The 22,573-nt window shown below is 70.7% G+C and carries 18 protein-coding genes; 6 read left to right on the top strand and 12 right to left on the bottom strand.

The features are described 5' to 3' along the window. Positions 1 to 36 precede the first annotated feature (36 nt). Genes galK through galT form a run of 3 tightly spaced genes read right to left on the bottom strand, consistent with a single transcriptional unit; the run spans position 37 to position 3,289 of the window. Positions 37 to 1,179 carry a galactokinase gene (galK, locus tag DSC45_RS19270; protein ID WP_240434743.1) on the bottom strand — a complete coding sequence of 381 codons (1,143 nt, stop codon included), beginning with the start codon at positions 1,177 to 1,179 and terminating at the stop codon, positions 37 to 39. 47 nt (positions 1,180 to 1,226) lie between these two features. Beyond that, positions 1,227 to 2,234: a UDP-glucose 4-epimerase GalE gene (gene galE / locus DSC45_RS19265; RefSeq protein WP_119292594.1), complete on the bottom strand. Its 1,008-nt coding sequence runs from the start codon at positions 2,232 to 2,234 to the stop codon at positions 1,227 to 1,229. Then, positions 2,231 to 3,289: a galactose-1-phosphate uridylyltransferase gene (gene galT / locus DSC45_RS19260; RefSeq protein WP_119292592.1), complete on the bottom strand. Its 1,059-nt coding sequence runs from the start codon at positions 3,287 to 3,289 to the stop codon at positions 2,231 to 2,233. The genes galE and galT overlap by 4 nt, the downstream gene beginning before the upstream one ends. A 269-nt stretch (positions 3,290 to 3,558) precedes the next feature. On the opposite strand from galT, the gene DSC45_RS19255 reads away from it, so the two are divergent. Both DSC45_RS19255 and DSC45_RS19250 read left to right on the top strand, forming a co-directional pair. Then, on the top strand, positions 3,559 to 5,229 hold the full coding sequence (locus tag DSC45_RS19255) for a sodium:solute symporter family protein (RefSeq protein WP_119292591.1): 1,671 nt from the start codon (positions 3,559 to 3,561) through the stop codon (positions 5,227 to 5,229). Between the two features lie 21 nt (positions 5,230 to 5,250). Continuing rightward, positions 5,251 to 5,556 carry a hypothetical protein gene (locus DSC45_RS19250; RefSeq protein ID WP_119292589.1) on the top strand — a complete coding sequence of 102 codons (306 nt, stop codon included), beginning with the start codon at positions 5,251 to 5,253 and terminating at the stop codon, positions 5,554 to 5,556. A gap of 44 nt (positions 5,557 to 5,600) precedes the next feature. Here DSC45_RS19250 and DSC45_RS19245 read toward each other — a convergent pair whose 3' ends face one another. Then, positions 5,601 to 6,374: a helix-turn-helix transcriptional regulator gene (locus DSC45_RS19245; RefSeq protein ID WP_240434729.1), complete on the bottom strand. Its 774-nt coding sequence runs from the start codon at positions 6,372 to 6,374 to the stop codon at positions 5,601 to 5,603. A 238-nt stretch (positions 6,375 to 6,612) separates the two neighbouring features. On the opposite strand from DSC45_RS19245, the gene DSC45_RS19240 reads away from it, so the two are divergent. The 3 genes from DSC45_RS19240 (at position 6,613) to DSC45_RS19230 (ending at position 12,501) form a co-directional block, all read left to right on the top strand. Further along, a complete protein-coding gene (locus DSC45_RS19240) occupies positions 6,613 to 8,421 on the top strand; it encodes an ABC-F family ATP-binding cassette domain-containing protein (RefSeq protein ID WP_119292587.1) in 1,809 nt (602 codons plus the stop codon). Between the two features lie 246 nt (positions 8,422 to 8,667). Then, a complete protein-coding gene (locus DSC45_RS19235; RefSeq protein WP_119292585.1) occupies positions 8,668 to 10,473 on the top strand; it encodes an outer membrane protein assembly factor BamB family protein in 1,806 nt (601 codons plus the stop codon). A gap of 150 nt (positions 10,474 to 10,623) precedes the next feature. Beyond that, entirely contained in the window at positions 10,624 to 12,501 is a 1,878-nt protein-coding gene (locus DSC45_RS19230; protein WP_119292584.1) for an outer membrane protein assembly factor BamB family protein, read from the top strand. A 150-nt stretch (positions 12,502 to 12,651) separates the two neighbouring features. Here DSC45_RS19230 and DSC45_RS19225 read toward each other — a convergent pair whose 3' ends face one another. The 8 genes from DSC45_RS19225 to rsmI form a co-directional block, all read right to left on the bottom strand. After that, on the bottom strand, positions 12,652 to 13,587 hold the full coding sequence (locus DSC45_RS19225; protein ID WP_119292582.1) for a 4-(cytidine 5'-diphospho)-2-C-methyl-D-erythritol kinase: 936 nt from the start codon (positions 13,585 to 13,587) through the stop codon (positions 12,652 to 12,654). Next, on the bottom strand, positions 13,584 to 14,471 hold the full coding sequence (gene rsmA / locus DSC45_RS19220) for a 16S rRNA (adenine(1518)-N(6)/adenine(1519)-N(6))-dimethyltransferase RsmA (protein ID WP_119292580.1): 888 nt from the start codon (positions 14,469 to 14,471) through the stop codon (positions 13,584 to 13,586). The genes DSC45_RS19225 and rsmA overlap by 4 nt, the downstream gene beginning before the upstream one ends. A gap of 223 nt (positions 14,472 to 14,694) precedes the next feature. After that, on the bottom strand, positions 14,695 to 16,137 hold the full coding sequence (locus tag DSC45_RS19215) for a resuscitation-promoting factor (RefSeq protein WP_119292826.1): 1,443 nt from the start codon (positions 16,135 to 16,137) through the stop codon (positions 14,695 to 14,697). A 303-nt stretch (positions 16,138 to 16,440) separates the two neighbouring features. After that, positions 16,441 to 17,349, bottom strand: coding sequence for a TatD family hydrolase (locus DSC45_RS19210; RefSeq protein ID WP_119292578.1), 909 nt, complete (start codon positions 17,347 to 17,349; stop codon positions 16,441 to 16,443). 86 nt (positions 17,350 to 17,435) lie between these two features. Further along, complete coding sequence (locus DSC45_RS19205) at positions 17,436 to 18,092, bottom strand: TetR/AcrR family transcriptional regulator (RefSeq protein ID WP_240434728.1); 657 nt, start codon at positions 18,090 to 18,092, stop codon at positions 17,436 to 17,438. Positions 18,093 to 18,215: 123 nt separating this feature from the next. Then, positions 18,216 to 18,887, bottom strand: coding sequence for a DUF3159 domain-containing protein (locus tag DSC45_RS19200; protein WP_240434727.1), 672 nt, complete (start codon positions 18,885 to 18,887; stop codon positions 18,216 to 18,218). 182 nt (positions 18,888 to 19,069) lie between these two features. After that, complete coding sequence (locus tag DSC45_RS19195; protein WP_119292820.1) at positions 19,070 to 19,489, bottom strand: hypothetical protein; 420 nt, start codon at positions 19,487 to 19,489, stop codon at positions 19,070 to 19,072. A gap of 258 nt (positions 19,490 to 19,747) precedes the next feature. Next, positions 19,748 to 20,611, bottom strand: coding sequence for a 16S rRNA (cytidine(1402)-2'-O)-methyltransferase (gene rsmI / locus DSC45_RS19190; protein WP_119292576.1), 864 nt, complete (start codon positions 20,609 to 20,611; stop codon positions 19,748 to 19,750). A 134-nt stretch (positions 20,612 to 20,745) separates the two neighbouring features. On the opposite strand from rsmI, the gene DSC45_RS19185 reads away from it, so the two are divergent. After that, complete coding sequence (locus DSC45_RS19185; protein WP_119292574.1) at positions 20,746 to 22,479, top strand: dolichyl-phosphate-mannose--protein mannosyltransferase; 1,734 nt, start codon at positions 20,746 to 20,748, stop codon at positions 22,477 to 22,479. The last annotated feature ends 94 nt before the right edge of the window (positions 22,480 to 22,573 follow it).

Here is a 22,573-nt window from a genome sequence, read left to right as displayed (position 1 = left end):
CCCGAGCGGAGCTCACCGCGGACACCCGAGCGGAGCTCACCGCGCCCGCCGCGCCCCCGCACCCGGCACAGCCGTGAACACCCGAGGCGCCGCGTACCCAGCCGCGGCAAACGCCTCCTGGACGGACTTCGTGACCGTGTCCGCCGCATCGGAGTCGACCAGGACGATCGCCGAGCCGCCGAAGCCGCCGCCGGTCATCCGCGCACCGATGGCGCCCGACGCGAGCGCCGTGTCGACCACCAGGTCGAGCTCGGGGCAGGAGATGCGGAAGTCGTCGCGCAGCGAGGCGTGCCCCTCGGTCAGCACGGGCCCGATCGCCCGCACACCGCCCTGCGAGAGGAGTTCGATGACCCGCTCCACCCGGTGGTTCTCGGTGACGATGTGGCGGACCAGCGGCCGCACCTCGTCGTCCTCGATACGGCCGAGCGCTTCCTCGAGTCCGTCGTGGGGCACGTCCCGCAGGGCCGGTACGCCCAGGGCCGCGGCCCCCGCCTCGCAGCCCGCACGCCGCTTGCCGTACTCGCCGTCGCTGTGCGCGTGCTGGACGCGGGTGTCGACGACGAGGAGCCGCATCCCGTGCGCGGCGAGGTCGAAGGGCACCTGTCGCTGGGTGAGGTCGCGGGTGTCGAGGAACAGTGCGTGCCCTGCGGTGCAGCAGGCCGACGCGGTCTGGTCCATGATCCCGGTGGGGGCGCCCACGTAGACGTTCTCGGCACGCTGGCACAGGCGGGCCAACTGCCAGCCGGCGAGGCCGAGTTCGTACAGCTCGTTGAGGGCGAGGGCGGTGACGACCTCGATGGCCGCCGACGAGGACAGGCCTGCGCCGTGCGGGACGTCGGAGACGAAGTGCAGGTCCGCGCCGGTGACGGCGTGGCCCGCGTCGCGCAGCGCCCACAGGACGCCTGCCGGGTAGTCGGCCCAGCCGTCGCGGCGGCCGGGTGCGAGGTCGTCGAGCGCCAACTCGACGATGTCGCCCGGGACTTCGCCGGATGCCGAGTGCACCCTGAGCAGGCCGTCGGTGCGGGGGCTGACCGCGGCGAGCGTGGCGTGCGGCAGCGCGAAGGGCATCACGAAGCCGTCGTTGTAGTCGGTGTGCTCGCCGATCAGGTTGACCCGCCCGGGGGCGGCCCAGACGCCGGTCGGCTCGGTGCCGTACACCGCGCGGAAGCCGTCGGTCACTGCCGCGGGGTCGTCGGCGACGAAGGCGGTCGCGGTCTCGTTCTCGGTCACGCGGTGTGCCCCTCCCCTGCGGCCTCGCCGGAGCGTGCGAACGCCCAGGCGTCGGCGACGATCCCCGCGAGGTCCGCGCGGGACGGATTCCAGCCGAGCCGCTCCCGGGCCAGGTCCGCGGAGGCGACCAGCACGGCGGGGTCGCCCGCTCGGCGCGGTGCGACGGTCTCGGGGACCGGGTGGCCCGTCACTTCCCTTACGGTCTCGATGACTTGGCGCACCGAGAAGCCGTTGCCGTTGCCCAGGTTGCAGATCAGGTGCTCGCCGGAGGCCGGGGCGTCGAGGGCGAGCAGATGGGCGTCGGCCAGGTCGGCGACGTGGATGTAGTCGCGTACGCAGGTGCCGTCCGGGGTCGGGTAGTCGTCGCCGTAGACGGAGATCGCCTCGCGGCGGCCCTGGGCGACCTGGAGGACCAGCGGGATGAGGTGGGACTCGGGGTCGTGGCGCTCGCCGGTCACGGTGCCGGACTGTGCGGCGTAGGCGCCGGCGACGTTGAAGTACCTGAGCGAGACCGCGGCGAGGCCGTGGGCACCGCACTCGCCGGTGATCATGTGGTCGACGGCGAGCTTGGAGGCGCCGTACGGGCTGGTGGGTGCCGTCGGGTCGGACTCGGTGATGGTGCTGCCGGCCGGTTCGCCGTAGGTGGCGGCGGTGGAGGAGAAGACGAGCTTGCGCACGCCTGCGCCGCGCATCGCGGCGAGCAGGGCGAGGGTGCCGGCGACGTTGTTGTCCCAGTACTTCTCGGGCTTGGCGACGGACTCGCCGACCTGGGAGAAGGCGGCGAAGTGCAGGACGCCGTCGTAGGACGGGTCGAGCCACTTGGCGGCGTCCTTGACGTCGCCCTCGATGAAGGCGGCGCCCCCGGGGACGGCGGCGCGGAAGCCGGTGGCGAGGTTGTCGAGCACGGTGACCTCGTGACCTGCTTCGAGCAGATGCGTGGCGACGACGCTGCCGACGTAACCGGCGCCGCCGGTCACCAGGTACTTCTTGGGGGAAGTGCTCACTTGCTCGCTACCTCTCGCAGTCGCTCGGCCGCGGTCTCCGGCGGCACGTCGTTGATGAACACGTTCATGCCGGACTCGGAACCCGCGAGGAACTTCAGCTTGCCGGAAGTGCGTCGGATGGTGAAAAGCTCGAGGTGCAGGCCGAACTCGTCACGCCGCACACCGAACGCGTCCAGTCCCCTGAAGGGCGCCTGGTGCCAGGCCGAGATGTACGGCGTCGGCGGCTGTCCCTCACCGAAGATCCGGTCGAAGCGCCTCAAGAGTTCCAGATACATCTGTGGGAACTCATGGCGCGCGGCCGCGTCGAGCGCGAGCAGATCCGGCACCCGTCGCTTGGGGTAGAGGTGCACCTCGTACGGGTAGTGCGCGGCGTACGGCACGAACGCCACCCAGTGCTCGCCCTCCAGGACCACCCGGCTGCCGTCCGCGAGCTCGTCGGCGACCACCTCGTCGAAGAGGTTGCCGCCGGTGCTCTCGCGGTGCGCGGCGAGCGAGCGCAGCATCAAGGCGGTGCGCGGGGTGACCCCCGGATAGCCGTAGATCTGCCCGTGCGGATGGCCGAGGGTGACGCCGATCTCGGCGCCGCGGTTCTCGAAGCAGAAGACCTGGGCGACGGAGTCGAGGTGGGACAGCTCGGCGGTGCGGTCGGTCCAGGCGTCGAGGACGAGGCCGGCCTGGTCCTCGGTGAGCGAGGCGAAGGACGCGTCGTGGTCGGAGGTGAAGCAGACGACCTCGCAGCGGCCCGAGTCTCCGGCCAGGGAGGGGAAGCGGTTCTCGAAGACCGCGACGTCGTAGGAGGAGTCGGGGATCTCGCTGAGGGCCTCGCCCTGCGAGGGGCAGAGCGGGCACTCGTCGGCCGGCGGGTGGTAGGTGCGGCCCTGGCGGTGGGATGCGACGGCGACGAAGTCGCCGAGCAGCCGGTCGGCCCGGGTCTCGGAGTTCGTGGAGATGGGATCGAGAGGCCGGCGGTCGACGGCGTCGCGCACGGCGTCGTCGCGCCGGTCGTAGTAGACGAGCTCACGACCGTCGGCGAGCCGGGTCGAGGTCTTCTTCACTTGGGACTCCCCACGTCCATCACACAGAACTCAACACAACAAACCACAAGCAAACACCACCGTCAAGAGACGGACGCCACGCACCCCGCCGGTGAACCAGCTTCGATGCCAACTCCCCCTGGGAGTACACCTTCAGCCGCCGGACGACGCGATCGAATCCACCTCACTCGATCACGAACAAACAAAGAACCTCAGCGAGGTGTTCATTTTTTGAACATGGAAGCGTAGGTTCGCGTCTGATCAGTTCGCGCAACGAAGCGAGTTCCCCCATGCAATACCTGGCCGAAGGGCTTCGGCTCCCCACCAACGGTCTGGACTACACGCTCCTGGCGATCTACTTCGTCGTGGTGCTCGGTATCGGATTCGCCGCTCGCCGAAGCGTGAAGACCAGCCTGGACTTCTTCCTGTCGGGCCGCTCACTGCCCGCCTGGGTCACCGGTCTCGCCTTCGTGGCGGCCAACCTCGGTGCCACCGAGATCCTGGGCATGGCAGCCACCGGCGCCCAGTACGGCGTCGCCGTCGTGCACTGGTACTGGATCGGCGCCATCCCCGCCATGGTCTTCCTCGGCCTGGTGATGATGCCGTTCTACTACGGCTCCAAGGTCCGAAGCGTCCCCGAGTTCCTGCTGCAGCGATTCGACAAGTCCGCACACCTGCTGAGCTCCGTACTGTTCGCCTTCGCCGCGATCCTGATCGCGGGCGTGAACCTGTACGCCATGTCGATCGTCGTGGAAGCGCTGCTCGGCTGGCCCCAGTGGGTGTCGATCGTCGTCGCCGGCGTCTTCGTCCTCGCGTACATCACGATCGGCGGCCTGTCCTCGGCGATCTACAACGAGGTCCTGCAGTTCTTCGTGATCCTCGCGGCCCTCATCCCGCTCACCATCCTCGCCCTCAAGCGGGTCGGTGGCTGGGACGGCCTCTCGGCGTCGCTCACCAAGAACCACGGCGACAGCTTCATGACCGCCTGGGGCAATACGGGCATCGGCGACTCCAACGCGCTCGGGGCCAACTGGCTCACGATCATCCTCGGCCTCGGCTTCGTGCTGTCCTTCGGCTACTGGACGACCAACTTCGCCGAGGTGCAGCGCGCCCTGTCGGCGAAGAACATGTCCGCCGCCAAGCGCACCCCGCTCATCGCCGCCTTCCCGAAGATCTTCATCGTCTTCCTGGTGATGATCCCGGGCCTGGCCGCCGCTGTCGTGGTCCCGAAGATCGGCACCTCGGGCTCCGACCTGACGTACAACGACGCCATCCCGCTGCTGATGCAGGAACTGCTGCCCAACGGTGTGCTCGGCATCGCCGTGACCGGTCTGATCGCGGCCTTCATGGCCGGTATGGCGGCCAACGTGTCGTCGTTCAACACCGTGTTCACGTACGACATCTGGGGCAAGTACGTGAAGACGGACCGGGACGACCGGTACTACCTGCGCTTCGGGCGTCTCATCACGGCGATCGGCGTGGTGGCCTCGATCGGCACGGCCTTCGTGGCCGCCAGCTTCTCGAACATCATGACGTACCTGCAGACGCTGTTCACGTTCTTCAACGTGCCGATGTTCGTGGTCTTCATCATCGGTATGTTCTGGAAGCGGGCCTCGATGAAGTCGGGTGTCTGGGGCCTCGTCGCCGGCACCGGCGCCGCGATGGTCAACTACTTCGTGCTCTACAAGCAGGGCATCATCGACATCCCCAGCGACCAGGGCGCCAACTTCGTGTCTGCGATCGTGGGCTTCGTGGCCGGTGCCGTCGTGATGGTGACGGTCACCCTCTTCACCACGCCGAAGCCCGAGTCCGAGCTCGCGGGACTCGTCTACGGCATGCCGAGTCCGGGTATGGAGGCACCGCCGGAGGAGGGCGACCAGGCTTGGTACCGCAAGCCCGCGCTGCTCGGCTGGAGCGCGCTCGTGATCTCCGCCCTCTGCTACATCCCGTACTCGTTCTGACCGATCGGAGGCTGAAACACCATGTCTGAACTGCAGAAGGAAGTCTCCGAGCTGGAGCGCAAGTCCGCGACCGCGGCCCGGCTCTTCGACATCAGGCGCATCATCGGCGGCCTGTTCGTCGTCTACGGCGTGATCGTGACGATCGCCGGGTTCACCGTGTCCGACGCGGACCTGGACAAGGCCGAGGGCGTCAACATCAACCTGTGGACCGGGCTCGCCATGCTCGCGCTCGGCCTGTTCTTCCTGGTCTGGCTGAAGCTGCGGCCGACCGAGGCGCCCCAGGCGCCGGAGGCCGAGCAGTCGGCGGCCACGGACGAGACCGGCTGACCGGTCACGGGTGCCGGATCAACACACGCCGCAGGGGCCGGAGTTCATCGCAACTCCGGCCCCTGCGGCGTGGACGGGTACGAGACGTGTCGGTCCACCTCGCCGCCATTGCGCGCGGCCGGCACCTCGCCGCCGCGCCCCGCCGTATCGCCCAGCGGAACCGCACGGTCGAGCAGACCGGTCCGGGCCGCGAGGGCGGCCGCCTCCAGGCGGGAGCCCACGTTCAGTTTCATCAGGACCCGCTGTACGTGGGTACGGGCCGTGCTGGGAGCGATGCCCATGCCGGCCGCGATCAGCCGGGTGTCCTCGCCGTCGGCGACCCGGACCAGGACCTCGACCTCGCGCGGGGTGAGCAGTTGCAGCAGCCGCTGGCCCTCGTCGTCCGGCTGAGCGGCCGGGTTGAGCAGCTCGCCGAAGGCGCCCTGCAGCAGTTGCGGAGCCACTGCTGCCTCGCCGGCCCGCGCCTTCATCATGGCCCGCTCGACACCCTCGATGCGCTCGTCGTGGCGCACGTATCCGGAAGCACCGGCGGCGAAGGCGGCGGCGATCCCGCGCGGGTTCGGCACCGGGCCCAGGACGACCACGGCGATCTGCGGGCGCTCGCGCTTGATGCGGACGACCGGATCGAAGATGCCCGGCTCCGCGGGCGTGGCCGTGCCGAGCAGACAGACCTCGGGCGCGCGCTGTACGACGAGTTCGGCGGCCCCCGCGGCGGGCGCGGCCGCGGCGAGCACCCGGTGCCCGCGCAGTTTGAGTGCCGAGGCGAGTGCCTCGGCGAGCAGCCGGTGGTCGTCCACCACCATGAGTCGCACACCCATCGGGCAACCCCCAATTCCCCCACCGACCCGAACGACCGGGCCCCCCGGCCCTCCGTTCCCCGGAAGCTACACGCTTGTTCGACGTTGCGCGCCCCCTCTCGTCGAGATGTCGCCCGGAATACCGAATCCCCGCCGTTGCAGCCCTTTCTCGGGTATCGGCGGCGCGAGACGCGCCGACGGAGGGCCGTGGTCAGGGCCGTAAGCTGGAGAACCGATCGTCCCCTCTTCTGGAGCTTTGATGGCCGTCAATCTGGTCAATGTCGAGTCTGTGGCCAAGGTGTACGGCACCCGTGCCCTGCTCGACGGCGTCTCCCTCGGCGTCTCGGAGGGCGACCGGATCGGCGTCGTCGGACGGAACGGGGACGGCAAGACCACCCTGATCCGGCTCCTCGCCGCCCTCGAGGAGCCCGACACCGGCCGGGTCACGCACAGCGGCGGACTGCGGCTCGGCGTGCTGACCCAGCACGACTCACTCGACCCGGCAGCGACCGTGCGCCACGAGGTGATCGGCGACCTCGCCGACCACGAATGGGCGGGCAGCGCCCGGATCCGGGACGTGCTGACGGGGCTCTTCGGCGGCCTCGACCTGCCGGGATTCGAGAGCGGCCTGGACACCGTGATCGGCCCGCTGTCCGGTGGTGAACGCCGCCGTATCGCGCTCGCCAAGCTACTGATCGGCGAACCCGACCTGATCGTCCTCGACGAGCCGACCAACCACCTGGACGTCGAGGGCATCTCCTGGCTCGCCGCGCATCTGCGCGCCCGCCGCTCCGCGCTCGTCTGCGTCACCCACGACCGCTGGTTCCTGGACCAGGTCTGCACCCGCATGTGGGACGTACAGCGCGGCGACGTCTACGAGTACGAGGGCGGCTACAGCGACTACGTGTTCGCGCGGGCCGAGCGCGAGCGGATCGCCGCCACCGAGGAGACCAAGCGGCAGAACCTGGTCCGCAAGGAGCTGGCGTGGCTGCGTCGCGGCGCCCCGGCCCGTACCTCGAAGCCGCGCTTCCGGGTGGAGGCGGCCAATGAATTGATCAAGGACGTACCGCCACCGCGGGACGCGTCCGAGCTGATGAAGTTCGCCTCGTCCCGGCTCGGCAAGACGGTCATCGACCTCGAGGACGTCACCGTGACGGCCGGGCCCAAGCTGCTCCTGAAGCATCTGACCTGGCAGCTCGGCCCGGGCGACCGGGTCGGCCTGGTGGGCGTGAACGGCGCGGGCAAGACCTCACTGCTGCGCGCGATGGCCGACGCAGCCCGCAGTGAGGGCGAGGAGCAGCCGGCTGCCGGCCACATCGTGGTCGGCAAGACGGTCAAACTGGCCTATCTCTCCCAGGAAGTGGGCGAACTGGCCCCGAATCTGCGGGTCCTCGAGGCCGTCCAGCAGGTACGCGACCGGGTGGACCTCGGCAAGGGCCGGGAGATGACGGCGGGCCAGCTCTGCGAGCAGTTCGGCTTCAACAAGGACAAGCAGTGGACGCCCGTCGGTGACCTCTCCGGCGGCGAGCGGCGGCGGCTGCAGATCCTGCGGCTCCTGATGGACGAGCCCAACGTCCTCTTCCTCGACGAGCCGACCAACGACCTGGACATCGAGACCCTCACCCAGCTCGAGGACGTCCTCGACGGCTGGCCGGGCTCGATGGTGGTGATCTCGCACGACCGGTTCTTCGTGGAGCGCACCACGGACCGGGTGTTCGCGCTGCTGGGTGACGCGACGCTGCGGATGCTGCCGCGCGGGATCGACGAGTACCTGGAGCGCCGGCACGCGATGGCCGCGGCGGCGTCCGCGGCGTCCGCGCCCGCAGCCCCGGCAGCCACGAGCGGCGGCCGCTCGTCCGCGGACACCCGGGCGGCGAAGAAGGAACTGCAGAAGATCGAGCGGCAGCTGGACAAGGTCTCCGGCAGGGAATCGAAACTGCACGCGGAGATCGCCGAGAACGCCACGGATTTCGGCCTGGTCGCCAAGCTGGACGCGGAGTTGCGTGAACTGACCGGAGAGCGTGAAGAGTTGGAGATGCGCTGGCTCGAGCTCGCCGAGGACGTCTGATTCGGCGGTGGCCGAAGCGCCGGACGCCGACGTAACGGAGGCATCACGGCCGGGTCCGCCCTTGGGAACAGGGGATCGACCGCACCAGTGTCCATGCACAGGTCAGTGATAGAAAGAACTCCCGCTCGACTGACGCAGAGTTGCGGGAACCATGCCCGATACGCTCCTTTCCGGGGGGATTTGACCAACGGAATTGCGGGGGAGGCCGTACGGGTGTGGGGAACCGTGTGATGAGGTATCGCGCTGATGACCCAGCCGCCCGACCAGCCGCCACAGCCCCAGGGCGGTTTTGGTGCTCCGCAGGACCCTCAGCAGGGCTCGCCCGCGTCCCCGGGCATGCCGCCCCAGCCGCCCGGCCAGCCGCCGGCCCAGCCCCCGGCTCCGCCGCAGGGCGGGCCCGCGCCGGCGCCCGGTTACGGCTATCCGCAGACTCCGCCGGCGGGTGGCGGTTACGGCCAGCCCGGCCCGTACAACCAGCCCGGCCCCTACGGCCAGCAGCCCGGTCCGTACAACCAGCCCGGTCCGTACGGCCAGCAGCAGCCCGGCTACGGGCAGACGCCGCCGCCCCAGTTCCCCGGTGCCCCCGCTCCCGGTGGTCCGGGTGACGGCGGTTCCGGCCCCGGCAAGTTCTTCAAGGGCAAGCCCGGCATGATCATCGCGGCCGCGGTGGCCGGTCTCCTGGTGGTCGGTGGCGGTGTGTACCTGGCCGTCAGCGGGGGCGACGACGAGGAGAACCCGAAGAAGCCGGTGGCCGGCAAGTCCAACGACCCGAAGCCCGGCAAGTCCGACCCGGTGGACGAGGGCGACGGCAGCGGCGGCGGACGCGAGAGCGACAACGACCTCGCCAGCAAGCCCGGCGAGGCGAAGGCCTGGGTCAGCACGAACAAGATGGACCTGCCCGGCAACGGCGCGGAGCTGAAGGACATCTGGGTCGTCGGCGACACCGTGGCGCAGGCCGCCTACAACGAGGTCACCGGCTGGGACGTCTCCTCCGGCAAGGAGAAGTGGAAGATCAAGCTTCCTTACGAGGTGTGCGCCACTCCGCGCAATGCCACGGAGGACGGCAAGGTGGTCGTCGCGTTCAAGGAGGGGAAGACCGGTAACCCCGAGTGTTCGCAACTCCAGATGATCGACCTCAAGACGGGCAAGAAGGGCTGGAAGTCGGAGCCGAAGAAGGACAACGACTTCGACAGTGCCATCAGCCTGGAGCTCTCGATCTCCGGTAACACGGTCGCCGCGGCGCGCTCGCAGTCCGGCACGGCGTTCCGTGTCAGCGACGGTAAGAAGCTCTTCAAGGCGTCGAAGGACGGCAACTGCTTCCCCGCCGCCTTCGCCGGCGGTGAGCGCCTGATGCAGGTCGACTCCTGCTCCACCTCCACGGAGAACGACAACCTCAAGCTGATCGACCCCAAGACCGGCAAGGCCAAGTGGAAGTTCGCCTCCAAGAAGGGCTGGGAGGTCAGCAAGGTCTACTCGACGAACCCGATCGTCATCTCGGTGACCAACCGGGACGAGAAGAGCTGGAGCATCATGGCGCTGACCGACAGCGGCAAGGTGCGCTCCCAACTCGACGGCGGCAAGGACAACTTCCGACAGCAGTGCGGCGGCTTCGCGGTCCTCGAGCGCCAGCTCAACGGCTGTGACGGCATGGTGGCCGACGCCGACAGCTTCTACATGGCCACCGAGCCCAAGGGCAGCGCCAGCTCCGGCCGGTCGAACGAGATCGTCGCCTTCGACCTGAACACCGGCAAGCCCAAGTGGCGCGCCAAGGCCGGCGAGGGCCGCTCCGCACTGCCGCTGCAGCGCGAGGGCACCGGCCTGCTCGCCTATGTGGACCCCACGTACGACAAGCCCGGCTCGATCGTGAAGTTCGGTGCAGGCGGCAGCAAGCCGACCACCGTGCTCAAGCACCCCGAGTCGGCGGCGAGCATCGAGAACTCGATGACCAGCGGGAAGCTGAAGTACTCCGGAGGACACTTCTTCATCACCTCGTCGCGGCTGCTCGGCGGCGACAGCAAGGACGCGGCGCGCATGCTGTCCTTCGGTAAGTGATCGATGCCGGACATCCCCGAGTGATCGACGGCGGCCGTCATCGTCACGGCCGCCAAGTACGTGAAGTACGCCCGTAGTTGACCGAGGTCTCCCGGAAGTCGACCGTGGCTCACCGCCAAGGCCCCCGTTCCGTATCGCAGAGGTAGAGAAATGACGCAGCCGCCCCAGCCGCCCAACGAGCCCCCGCAGGGAGGCTTCGGAGCGCCTCAGGACCCGCCGCCAGGTGGGCCGGGGACGCCCCAGGAGCCTCAGTCCGGCGGTTTCGGTGCTCCGCAGGACCCGCCTCCGGGCGGCTTCGGTGCTCCGCAGGACCCGGGCTACGGCTACCCGCAGACGCCGCCGCCCGCCGGCCCGCCGCAGACCCCGCCGCCTTCGGGTCCGCCGTCGATGCCACCGCCCGGTGCGCCGGGTGCCGGCCAGCCGCCGGCCACCCCTGCACCCGGTTACGGCTATCCGCAGGGCCCCGGACAGCCGACTCCCGCGCCGGGTCAGTACGGCTACCCGGGACAGCAGCAGCCGCAGTACGGCTCGTACCAGCAGCAGCCTCCGCCGCCTTCCGGTGGGCCCGGCGGCGGCAAGAAGCTGAACACCCAGATGACGATCATCATCGCGGCCGTGGTCGCGGTGGCGCTGATCGTCGGCGGTGGCGTCCTGTTCGCCAACTCCAAGGGCGACGACGACAAGAAGGACGAGGCCAAGAGCTCGGCCGGCACCGAGGGCAAGGGCGGCAACACCAAGGGCGGCGGTGGTACCGGCGGCGGCAAGGAGAAGGCGCCGGCCAACACCAAGTCCAAGGTCGCTTACCAGATCCCCATGCCGGAGGTGAAGGAGAAGAACGACAGCGTCGTCGTCGACGGCTCCTGGACCACCGACAAGGTGTACGCCAAGAGCGGGATCAGCCAGATCGTCGGGTACGACGTCAAGACCGGCAAGAAGTCCTGGGACGTACCGCTGAAGGGCCCGATCTGCTGGGCCTCGGACGAGGTCAACGAGGACGGCATCACCGCCGTCGTCTTCCAGGGCGGCAAGCCCACCAAGGAGGAGACCCACAAGGGTTGCACCGAGGTGGGCGCCCTCGACCTGAACTCCGGCAAGCTCCTGTGGACGAAGCAGGCGAAGACCGGTGACGAGAAGGTCCGCATGGACGAGGTCACCATCAGCGGTGACACGGTCGCGGCCGGCGGCACCAGCGGCGGCGCCGCGTGGGACGTCAAGTCCGGCAAGTCCCTGTGGCAGCCCGAGGTGAGCGCGGACGAGTGCAAGGACGTCGGCTATCAGGGCGGCGAGGCCCTCGCCGTGGTCCGCAAGTGCGGTCCCTACGACAGCGCGACGAACACGATCCAGACGATCGACCCCAAGAACGGCAAGGTCCTGGCCTCGTACAAGATGTCGTCCGGCATCGAGTACCCGCACATCGTCTCCAGCAAGCCGCTGGTGGTCGCGGCGGACGTCGGTGACACCGCGGGAGACGGCAGCGGCATCTCGGACTTCTTCTCGATCGACGACAAGACCGGCAAGCTGATCACCAAGATCACGGCGGATGCCGAGAAGTACGGCGCCGAGTGCAAGAGCACCGAGGTCAGCGGCTGCTCCCAGGTGGTCATCGGCAACGGCAAGATCTACCTGCCGACCGAGGAGCACGACGCCGGCACCGGCGAGTACGGACAGACCAACGAGATCGTGTCCTTCGACCTGAAGACCGGCAAGCAGACCTCCGACCGTGCCGACGCGGGTGACAAGTACTCGATCAGCCCGCTGCGGATGGACGGCACGAACCTGCTCGCGTACAAGACCGGCCCGTACGACAAGGGCGGCCAGGTCGTCAGCATCAACGGCGACTCCTTCCAGTCGACCGTGCTGATGGAGAACCCGGCGGACCGGAGCCTCAACCGGGTGGAGAAGAGCTTCCAGCCGAGCTACTCCGAGATCCGTTACGTCGACGGCCGACTGTTCATGGCAGGAACCTACGCACGCAAGCCCACCGGTTCCGACGTGACGCCGCTGGCCATCGTGTTCAGCACCCAGTAGGCGCGACGCCCGCGAAGGGGCGGTCCGGGAAGGCGCGGCTGTTCACGGCCGAGCGGTCTTCTCCGGGCCGCCCCTTCGGCTTGTCAGCGGGAGCGGGGCGGCAGCGCGCCCGTACTCAACTCGGCTGAGTACGTGGCTCCATGGAGCAGGTCATGGAGCGGAGGACCGGTCCGGGGCGTCGGTCGGGTGGGCGCCCGGTGCGGGGGCGGTCGTGGTGCGGACCGTGCGGCAGGTGCCGGAGGCGCGCAGGGCGTCGGCGATCTCCCGCGCCGATTCCGCGGAGGCCGCGAGGTAGGCCGTGGTCGGGCCGGAGCCGGAGACCAGGGCGGCGAGCGCGCCGGCCTCGGAACCCGCGCGCAGGGTGTCCGCGAGGGACGGGAACAGGGAGAGGGCGGCGGGCTGCAGATCGTTGCTCACCGCGTCCGCGAGCGCCTTCGGGTCGCCTGCGCGCAACGCGTCGAGCAGTACGGGCGAAGCCTCGGGCTCCGGTACGGTGCGGCCCGCTGCCTCGCAGAGCCGGTCGAACTCCCGGTACACGGCGGGTGTGGAGAGCCCGCCGTCGGCCGCGGCGAACACCCAGTGGAAGGTGCCGCCGACCTCGATCGGGGCGAGCCGCTCACCGCGTCCGGTGCCCAGTGCGGCGCCGCCGACCAGGCTGAACGGCACGTCACTGCCCAACTCGGCGCAGATCTCCATGAGTTCGTCGCGTGGCGTCTCGGTGCCCCAGAGTGCGTCGCAGGCCACCAGGGCTCCGGCGGCGTCCGCGCTGCCGCCTGCCATGCCGCCGGCGACCGGGATGTCCTTGTCGATGTGGAGGTGTACGTCGGCGCCGCGGCCGTGCCGTTCGGCCAGCGCGAGGGCGGCGCGGGCCGCCAGGTTGGAACGGTCGAGGGGCACCTGGCCCGCGTCGGGGCCCGAGCAGGTGATGCGCAGTTCGCCGGCGGCGGTCGCCGTCACCTCGTCGTACAGGCCGACCGCGAGGAAGACGTTGGCCAGGCCGTGGAAGCCGTCGGGGCGCGGCCCGCCGACCGCGAGCTGCACATTGACCTTGGCGGGTACGCGAACGGTGACGGACTGCCTGCTCATGCGGAAGCCTCCTCCTGGCGGCCGGCGGCATGCTGTTCCGCGATCCTGGCGAACTCCTCGACGGTGAGCGCCTCGCCGCGCGCCTGCGGCGAGACACCGGCGCCCACGAGCGCGGCCTCCGCCGCGGCCGCCGATCCGGCCCAGCCGGCGAGCGCGGCGCGCAGCGTCTTGCGGCGCTGGGCGAAGGCGGCGTCGACGACGGCGAAGACCTGCTTGCGGGTCGCGGTGGTCGCCACCGGTTCGGTGCGGCGGACCAGGGAGACGAGGCCACTGTCGACGTTCGGCGCGGGCCAGAAGACGTTCCGGCCGATCGAGCCGGCGCGCTTCACCTCCGCGTACCAGTTGGCCTTGACCGAGGGCACGCCGTAGACCTTGGAGCCGGGTGCGGCGGCCAGGCGGTCGGCGACCTCCGCCTGCACCATGACGAGCGTGCGCTCGATGCTCGGGAAGGTGGCGAGCATGTGCAGCAGTACGGGGACGGCGACGTTGTACGGCAGGTTGGCGACGAGGGCGGTCGGGGCCGGCCCCGGCAGCTCGTCGACGAGCATCGCGTCACGGTGGACGAGGGCGAACCGGTCGGCGCGGGCGGGCAGTCGGGCCTCGACGGTCGCGGGGAGCGCGCCCGCGAGGACGTCGTCGATCTCCACGGCCATGACGCGGTCGGCGGCCTCGAGGAGGGCCAGGGTCAGCGAACCGAGCCCCGGGCCGATCTCGACGACCACGTCGTCGGGGCTGACCTCGGCGGTGCGCACGATGCGGCGCACGGTGTTCGGGTCGATGACGAAGTTCTGACCGCGCTGCTTGGTGGGGCGTACGCCGAGGGCGGCGGAGAGTTCACGGATCTCGGCGGGGCCGAGCAGGGGATCAGAAGTGGGGCTGCTCACGGGCCCAGGGTACGGGGCCCCGGGGGCGTGTGATTCCAGGTGTGTCCGGGTGGCGGTCGCGTCCGCGTGCGGGCCGCCGCCGCTCTCGCGTCCTCAGGCTTGTCCTGGCTGCCTTTCCCGAGACGCCGGACGGGCTGATCGGTGACCCACGGCCGGGGAGAGCCGCAGGGTCCGCGGGGAGACCCGCACGGCCTTCGCGGAGATCCGCAGCACACGAAGCCCTTCACGCCTCCAGACGGGCACCGCAATGAGGCCACGGGCTCGCGCCGCGCTGGACGTACAGCTTCTTGGCCCGCGAGGTCTGCTCCGCTGCGGAGGCGTCCTGGGGGCGTCCGCTCCCGCCGAGGCTCTGCCACGTCTGCGTATCGAACTGGTAGAGCCCTCCGTACGTCCCGGACGGATCCGTCGCGTCCGGGCGCCCGCCCGATTCACAGGCGGCCAGCGCGCCCCAGTTCAGCCCGTCGGCGCCCTGCACGGAGGCGGGCAGCTCCCGGGTGCCGACCCGCACGTGCTCGGCGCGCGGCTCGCGGACCGTCTCGGTGCGGACCAGCCGCGGCTTCTCCCGGACGCCGTTGACCGTGCGCACCGCGTAGGTGAGGCGGCGCGCACCGGGCCGGCCCTGCCGTACGACCTCCACCGTGCCGCGGTCGAGCGACGCGTCCTCGACCCGCCGCACGTCGTAGGCGACCCGCTCGTCGCGCACCTCCTGGCTGGCGACGATGCGCAGCACCTTCAGGGTCTGCCCGTCGCGCGGGAAGCTGTCCTGCGGCACCGAGGTGGTGTCCTGGCCGTGCAGGGTGACGCCGGCGGCGCGGACCGCCTCGCGCACCGTGGCGGCGTTGGTGCGCACGGTCCGTTCGCGGCCGTCGGCCATCACCGTGACGGTGCGCTCGGTACGGACCTCGAGGCTGAGTCCGGTGCGGGCGATCCGCTGCGACCGCGGCACCGACAGATGCGCTCCGTCCGCGCGTACGCCGAGCTCCCGCAGCGCCCCGTCGACGGTGTCCGCGGTCGTCCACACCTGGTGCCAGATGCCGTCGAGGGTGAGTTGCAGGGGGCGGCCGTGCCGGACGACGACCTCGTCGCCGGAGTCGAGTCCGGCGCCGCGGCCGGGGGCGACGACATCGTGGGCGCCGAGGTCGAGGCCTTCCTCGTCGAGGAGTTCGTCGACGTCGTCGGCGAAGGTGTGCAGGGTGCGGGTCTTGCCGTCGACGGAAAGGGTCACGCCTTTGTCGGCGGAGACGAACGCGGAGGTGCCGCCGGCGAGGAAGGCCACGACCAGCGCCTGCGGGACGAGCCGCCGCCACGAATCGGGCCGCACCGGTGCGAGGCGCCGCCGCGGGCCGCGCGGGGTCGCCGCCGGCATGTCACCGGCGGGCCGCATGCCCGCAGTCGGTACGTCGAGCGTCGCCGCGCCCGGGGGCCCGGTGACCGACTGCGCCCTGTCCAGCGGCCCCGTGTCCAAGGGCCCTGCGTCCAGCGTCGCCGCGGCCGCGCGGGCGTACGCGATCGGCGCGGGCCCGAACCCGGGCGCTGCCACCCCCGGGGAGTCCACCCAAGTGGCGTCCGGGCTCTGGCCGTAGGGCGCCCGGTAAGGCTCCGACCAGCGCCCGTACGGACCGGCCCCCGCTCCGAGGGCCGACGCGTACACGTCCGACGCGTACATCTCCGACGCGTACAGGTGCGGCTCGTGAAAGGCCGGCTCGTACGCCTCGCCGTACCGAGGTGCGGTCACGGTGTCGGTGTCCTGGCCGCCGCGTACCGCCTGCTGACCACCCTGCGCACTGCTCACGACGACGCTCCGGGCTCGCTGGGTTCTGCATCGGGCTGACAGAACCTAGCCGAGCGACCGTCACTCTCCAAAGTCGCTCGAACACGCTGTGTCGCGATCAGTCACGGCCATTCACGCGCTCGGTCACCGCCGGCCGGCAGCCCGCCGGCCGGGCCACGCGCAGGGCCTGCGCAGGACTCAATAACCGAACGCGCGCGCCGTGTTGACGCGGAGCGCCTCCGTGAGCGCCTCCTCCGGCAGTCCCTTCACCTCAGCCATCGCGCGCACGGTGACGGGCACCAGATAGGGAGCATTGGGCCTGCCGCGATACGGGGCCGGAGTGAGGAAGGGCGCGTCCGTCTCGACCAGGACGAGTTCCGTCGGAGCGACCGCGAGGGCCTCCCGCAGCGGCACCGCGTTCTTGAACGTCATATTGCCTGCGAAGGACATGAAGTAGCCCTGTTCGGCGCAGATTTGGGCCATCGCGGCGTCGCCCGAGTAGCAGTGGAAGACGGTGCGCTCGGGGGCGCCCTCCTCCTTGAGGATCCGCAGGACGTCGGCGTGCGCCTCGCGGTCGTGGATGACCAGGGCCTTGCCGTGCCGCTTGGCGATCTCGATGTGGGCGCGGAACGACCGTTCCTGTGCGTCCTTGCCCTCCGGCCCGGTACGGAAGTAGTCGAGCCCGGTCTCCCCGACCCCCTTGACGTGGTCGAGCGCCGCGAGCCGGTCGATCTCACCGAGCGCCTCGTCGAGCGCGGCCTCTCCCCCGGCCGCCCGCTCCCCGTGCCGTGACCGGCCTCCCCCAGACCTGGACGGCTGGGCGGTACCCCCAGGATCCCCAGGATCCCCCAGTACGATCCGCGGCGCCTCGTTGGGATGCAGTGCCACGGTAGCGTGCACCGGCGCGTACGCGGCCGCGGTGTCCGCGGCCCACCGGGATCCGGCGACGTCGCAGCCGACCTGGACCACGGTCGTCACACCGACGGAAGCGGCCTTGTCGAGCGCCTCCTGCACCGTCCCGTCCTGCATGTCGAGATGCGTGTGCGAATCGGCGACCTCCCCGCGGAGCGGTTCGGGCAACGGCGGTGCGGAATCCTTCGAACTCATAACCCCGATCCTACGAACCGGCCGAACGCCGACGCCCGCGCCCGCCCGTTCACCCCCGCGCCACCCCACACATGCACCCCGAAGGGTCACGCGGGGACCGGGTCCCCCACCACGCCGCCGGTCGAATCGCGGATCGCCCTCGCGATCAGGTCGGAGACGTCGGCGTACTGCGTAAGGTCCTCACCGGCCAGCACCGCGGCCCCCACCACCTCGTTGATCACCCGCAGCACGGCCGAGGCCGCCGCCGCGTACATCCGCACCTGCATACCGTCGGCGGGGAGGCGGAGGCGTTCCGCGAAGATCTCGACCATCTCGCGTTCCAGCTCGTCGCACGCCATCAACCAGGCCGTACGGATGGCCGGTTCGCGGTCGGCCAGCTCGATCATCTTGACGGCGAGCCCGTCGTCGTGGCGCTCGGCCTCCGTGGTCTCGCGGACGTAGCTCGTCGTCGTCACGGCGAGATGCTCCTCGAGGGAGAGCTCCCTCGGCCAGGTCCGCAGCGTCGTCAGGCCCCATTTGATGCCCTGCATCACGATGGGCTCGGCGCAGCTCTCCTTGGTGCGGAAGTGGCGCCAGACGGTACGGGTGGACAGGCCGACGGCCGCCGCGATCTGGTCACCGCTGGTGGCGTCCACGCCCTGCGCCCAGAAGAGCCGGGCCGCCTCCCGGGAGATCTCGAGCCGCAGTCGGCGACGCCGCTCGTCACTCATGCCGCTGCGCTTCACCGATGCCGTGCCGGCCATCTCGATCCCTGCTTCCTGTACTTCCTGGACGCGTCGGCTTCCGGTGCTTCCTCGACGCGTCGAGTGTCACGATGACAGTAAGTGCCCTGTCGGGCTGCCCGGCAGACACCTGCCGGGGCCGGGTCAGGCGCGCCGGGCGGGCAGCAGGCCGACGACCTTGAGGCGCTTGTCCGAGGCCTTGGCCGCCCAGGCGACGACCACGAGGCCGACGGCGAGCAGCGGGAAGCCCATGGCGATCTTGGCGAAGCCCAGCGAGCCGACCTGGTCGGCGTCGTACAGCCACTGCTGGACGACGAAGCGGGAGCCGAAGATGACGGTGAGGAACAGGGTCGCGGCGTCGTAGTAGAACATCGAGCGCCGGTCCGCGCGCCAGACGGTGCCCTTGCCCGTGGCCTGGTTCCAGATCAGACCGGCCAGCGGCCACCGCGCGAGTACGGAGGCGAGGAGTACGACGGCGCCCGCCAGGCTCGCCCAGATCCCGACCACGAAGAAGTCCTTCGCGGATCCGGTGTACCAGGAGATGCCGGCGGCGGACGCGACGCCGAACACGCCGCCGAGCGCGGGCATCAGCGACTCCTTGCGGAGCAGCCGCTCCACGGCGATGGCCAGCGCCACGATGCCTGCGGTGATGATCGCCGCCGTGAGGCCGCGGAGGCTGTTCGCGGCGACGAACGCGACCACAGGGAGCGTCGTGTACACGAGGCCCTTGGGGCCTCCCAGCTGGTCCAGGGTCGTACCTCGCGCCGCCGTCCGCTGCTGGTGCTGCTGCTGGGAAGGTGCGGTGGTCATCGTCATGGTGATCGGTCCTCCCGGTCGCGTTTCGTCGCTGAGTGACAGCATGTCACTAAGTGACGCGATCCGCAAGGGAGTGGTGGCCCGTCCGGAAATTCCTGGGAACGCCGAACCCGTCCGGCGCGGGAGGGGGCCTGACGGCCCTGCGTCCTCGAGCGGCGGACGGGCTGGGGTTCGGACGGGCTTCAGCCCCGGTGGCGGAAGGGGTGAAGGAGGTCCGCGAGGTGCCAGTGGTGCTCATCGCCGGACGGCGCGGCCGTGGCGCCGCCGGCGGCCGGGGCGGGCTCGGCCTCCGCCTCGGGACGTTCGTCCGCGGGGCCTTCGTAGAGCCGTCGAGTGACCTCTCGTACCGACGAGACCCGGCCCGCACGCATGATGCGGACGACGTGCCCGCCGCAGTTCAGACAGGTGGGGCGGGACAGGGGCGAGGGGACCCGGACGCCGTCCGCCAGGTAGTTCACGAACTCCTCGCCCTTGCCGTCGACGTGGTGCTCGATCGTGTAGTCCTGCTCCCACCCGTGCCCGCACCTCATGCAGGCGAACGCGTACGACTCGTGCGCCGTGGCCACCGGTACGGGACGGGGCGACGGCGCGGACGCGGCCATCGGGGACGGTGCCGCCGCAGGGCCCGGAAGGCCCGCCTCGCGGCCGGTGATCTCGCTCATGCCGGCTCCTCCTGTCCGTCGGACGAGGACGCCCCGGAGGGCAAGCCCCACCGGGCGGGAACGGGATCCGTCCCCCACTCCAGTGGACGCCTCGATGGCGGGGAGCGCACCAGGCCTGTCGACTATTGGCGCGGTTTTGGGGCCGTCATGGGGAAAGCGCCTGATGCGCGGCCTTTGCTTTGCTTTTCACGATAGTCCCTATGCCCCGCGCGGGGACTGCCGAGCGGCGTTCTTTGCCGCGACGACCGCGTCGAACACCTCCCGCTTGGGAAGCCCCGCATCGGCCGCGACCGCGGCGATCGCCTCCTTGCGCCGCTCGCCCGCCTCCTCGCGCACCTGCACCCGCCGCACCAGTTCCCCGGCGTCGAGCTCCTCGGTGACCTCGGGTGCTCCCTCGACGACCACCGTGATCTCGCCGCGTACGCCCTCCGCGGCCCAGGCGGCCAGCTCGGCGAGCGGCCCGCGCCGTACCTCCTCGTACGTCTTGGTCAGCTCGCGGCAGACCGCGGCGCGGCGGTCCCCGCCGAACGCCTCGGCCATCGCGGCGAGTGTGTCGTCCAGGCGGTGCGGGGCCTCGAAGTAGACGAGGGTGCGTCGTTCGCCGGCGACCTCGCGGAGCCGGCCGAGCCGTTCGCCCGCCTTGCGGGGCAGGAAGCCCTCGAAGCAGAAGCGGTCCACCGGGAGGCCGGAGAGCGCGAGCGCGGTCAGGACAGCCGACGGGCCGGGCACCGCGGTGACCTTGATGTCCTGCTTCACGGCGGCCGCGACCAGGCGGTAGCCGGGGTCCGACACGGACGGCATGCCCGCGTCGGTCACCAGGAGGACCCGCGCGCCACCCACCAGCGCCTCGACCAACTCGGGCGTACGCGCGGTCTCGTTGCCCTCGAAGTAGGACACGATCCGGCCGCGCGGCTGCACTTCGAGCGCCTGGGTGAGGCGCCGCAGCCTGCGGGTGTCCTCCGCGGCCACGATGTCGGCGCCGGCCAGCTCGGTGGCCAGCCGCGGCGGTGCGTCGGCGGTGTCCCCGATGGGCGTCCCTGCGAGTACGAGCGTTCCAGTCACGCCCCCATCCTCGCAGCCCGCCGCGGGGCGCCCGGTTGTCCGCCGTACCGCCCGCGGACAACCGGCAGCACGCCGTCCGGTTCCACGCCGGGACGGCGCGGGACTCGCACAGCGCGGTTCCCTACGATGGCGCGGTGACCAGTACCGCGTCCTCCACCGACGCCGCAGCCCGGCAACAGGGCCCGGCAGAACAGCAGCAGCCGTCGTGGCAGCGCCGGTTGCGCCGTTTCGGGTACGTCCCGACGCCCAGCACCCCGGTGCGTGAACGGCTGGTCCCCCCGTACCGCGCACCGGGCCCGCGGCTGTGGGCGGCGCTCGGTGTCCCCGCCCACCGGGCCGCCCGGCTCGTGAAGGTGCTCGCCTGGGCGGGTCCGCTGCTGGTGGCCCTGGTGGCCGGCCTCATGCGGTTCTGGAAGCTCGGCAAGCCGCACGACGTCATATTCGACGAGACGTACTACGCGAAGGACGCCTGGGCGCTGATCCAGCGCGGCTACGAGGTCGAGTGGCCGAAGAACTTCGACGACAACGTCCTGAGCCAGGGCTCCGGGGTGACCGTTCCGACGGATCCCTCGTACGTGGTCCATCCGCCGGTCGGCAAGTGGATCATCGGGCTCGGCGAGTGGATGTTCGGCTTCGATCCGTTCGGCTGGCGGTTCATGGTCGCGGTGCTCGGCACGCTGTCGGTGCTGATGCTCTGCCGGATCGGGCGCAGGCTGTTCCGGTCCACGTTCCTCGGCTGTCTGGCGGGCGGGCTGCTCGCGGTCGACGGGCTGCACTTCGTGATGAGCCGCACCGCGCTGCTCGATCTGATCGTGATGTTCTTCGTGCTCGCCGCCTTCGGGTGTCTGGTGGTGGACCGCGACAAGGTGCGGGCCCGGCTCGCCGCGGCGCTGCCGACGGATCCCGACGGGACGGTGCGCCCGGACGTCTCGGTCGGTGACGACCTGCGTCTGGGATGGCGGCCCTGGCGGCTGGCCGCGGGGCTCTGCCTCGGGCTGGCCTTCGCCACCAAGTGGAACGGCCTGTACATCCTGGCCGCGTTCGCCCTGATGTCGGTCCTGTGGGACGTCGGTGCCCGCCGTACCGCCGGGGCCGCCGCCCCCTACCGCGCGGTGCTGCGGCGGGACGTGTTCCCCGCGTTCGTCTCCACCGTGCCGGTCGCGATCGCCACGTACGTCGTCTCGTGGGCCGGCTGGATCCTGAGCGACAAGGGCTATCTGCGGGACTGGGCCACCACCGCGGGCCAGGGCGGCAGTTGGAGCTGGCTGCCGGACTGGATGCGCAGCCTGTGGCACTACGAGTACACCGTGTACCAGTTCCACGTGGGTCTCACCGACAACCACACCTACCAGTCGAATCCGTGGAGTTGGCTGGTCGCGGGCCGTCCGGTGTCGTACTTCTACGAGTCTCCGGCGGCCGGCCGCGACGGCTGTCCTTCCGGCACCGCCGACAAGTGCGCGAGCGAGGTCCTCGCGCTCGGCACCCCGCTGCTGTGGTGGGTGGGCTGCTTCGCGCTCGCCTACGCGGTGTGGCGCTGGCTGCTGCGGCGTGACTGGCGTGCGGGGGCGATCCTGTGCGGCATCGCGGCCGGCTATCTGCCCTGGTTCGCCTACCAGGAGCGGACCATCTTCGTGTTCTACGCGGTGGTCTTCGTCCCGTTCCTGTGTCTCGCGGTGGCGATGATGATCGGCGCGCTGCTGGGGCCACCGGGCGCGACGGACCGGCGGCGCACGATCGGCGCGGTCGTCTCCGGCGTCCTGGTGCTGCTCATCGTCTGGAACTTCATCTACTTCTGGCCGATCTACACCGGCCAGACGATCCCGATGGACCAGTGGCGGTCCCGGATGTGGTTCGACACCTGGGTCTGACCCCCGACCGGCTGCGCGCACAGTGACCCCTTGAGTGCCGGGGGTGATTCGGCGGCGGATAGGGTGCGCAGTCCGGCAGATGCGTGGGGCCGTA

This window comes from Streptomyces sp. YIM 130001 (assembly GCF_003574445.1).
Lineage (GTDB): Bacteria > Actinomycetota > Actinomycetes > Streptomycetales > Streptomycetaceae > Streptomyces.
The sequence above is the reverse complement of the archived record's forward strand: the minus strand, read 5'-3'. Positions and strand labels throughout refer to the sequence as shown.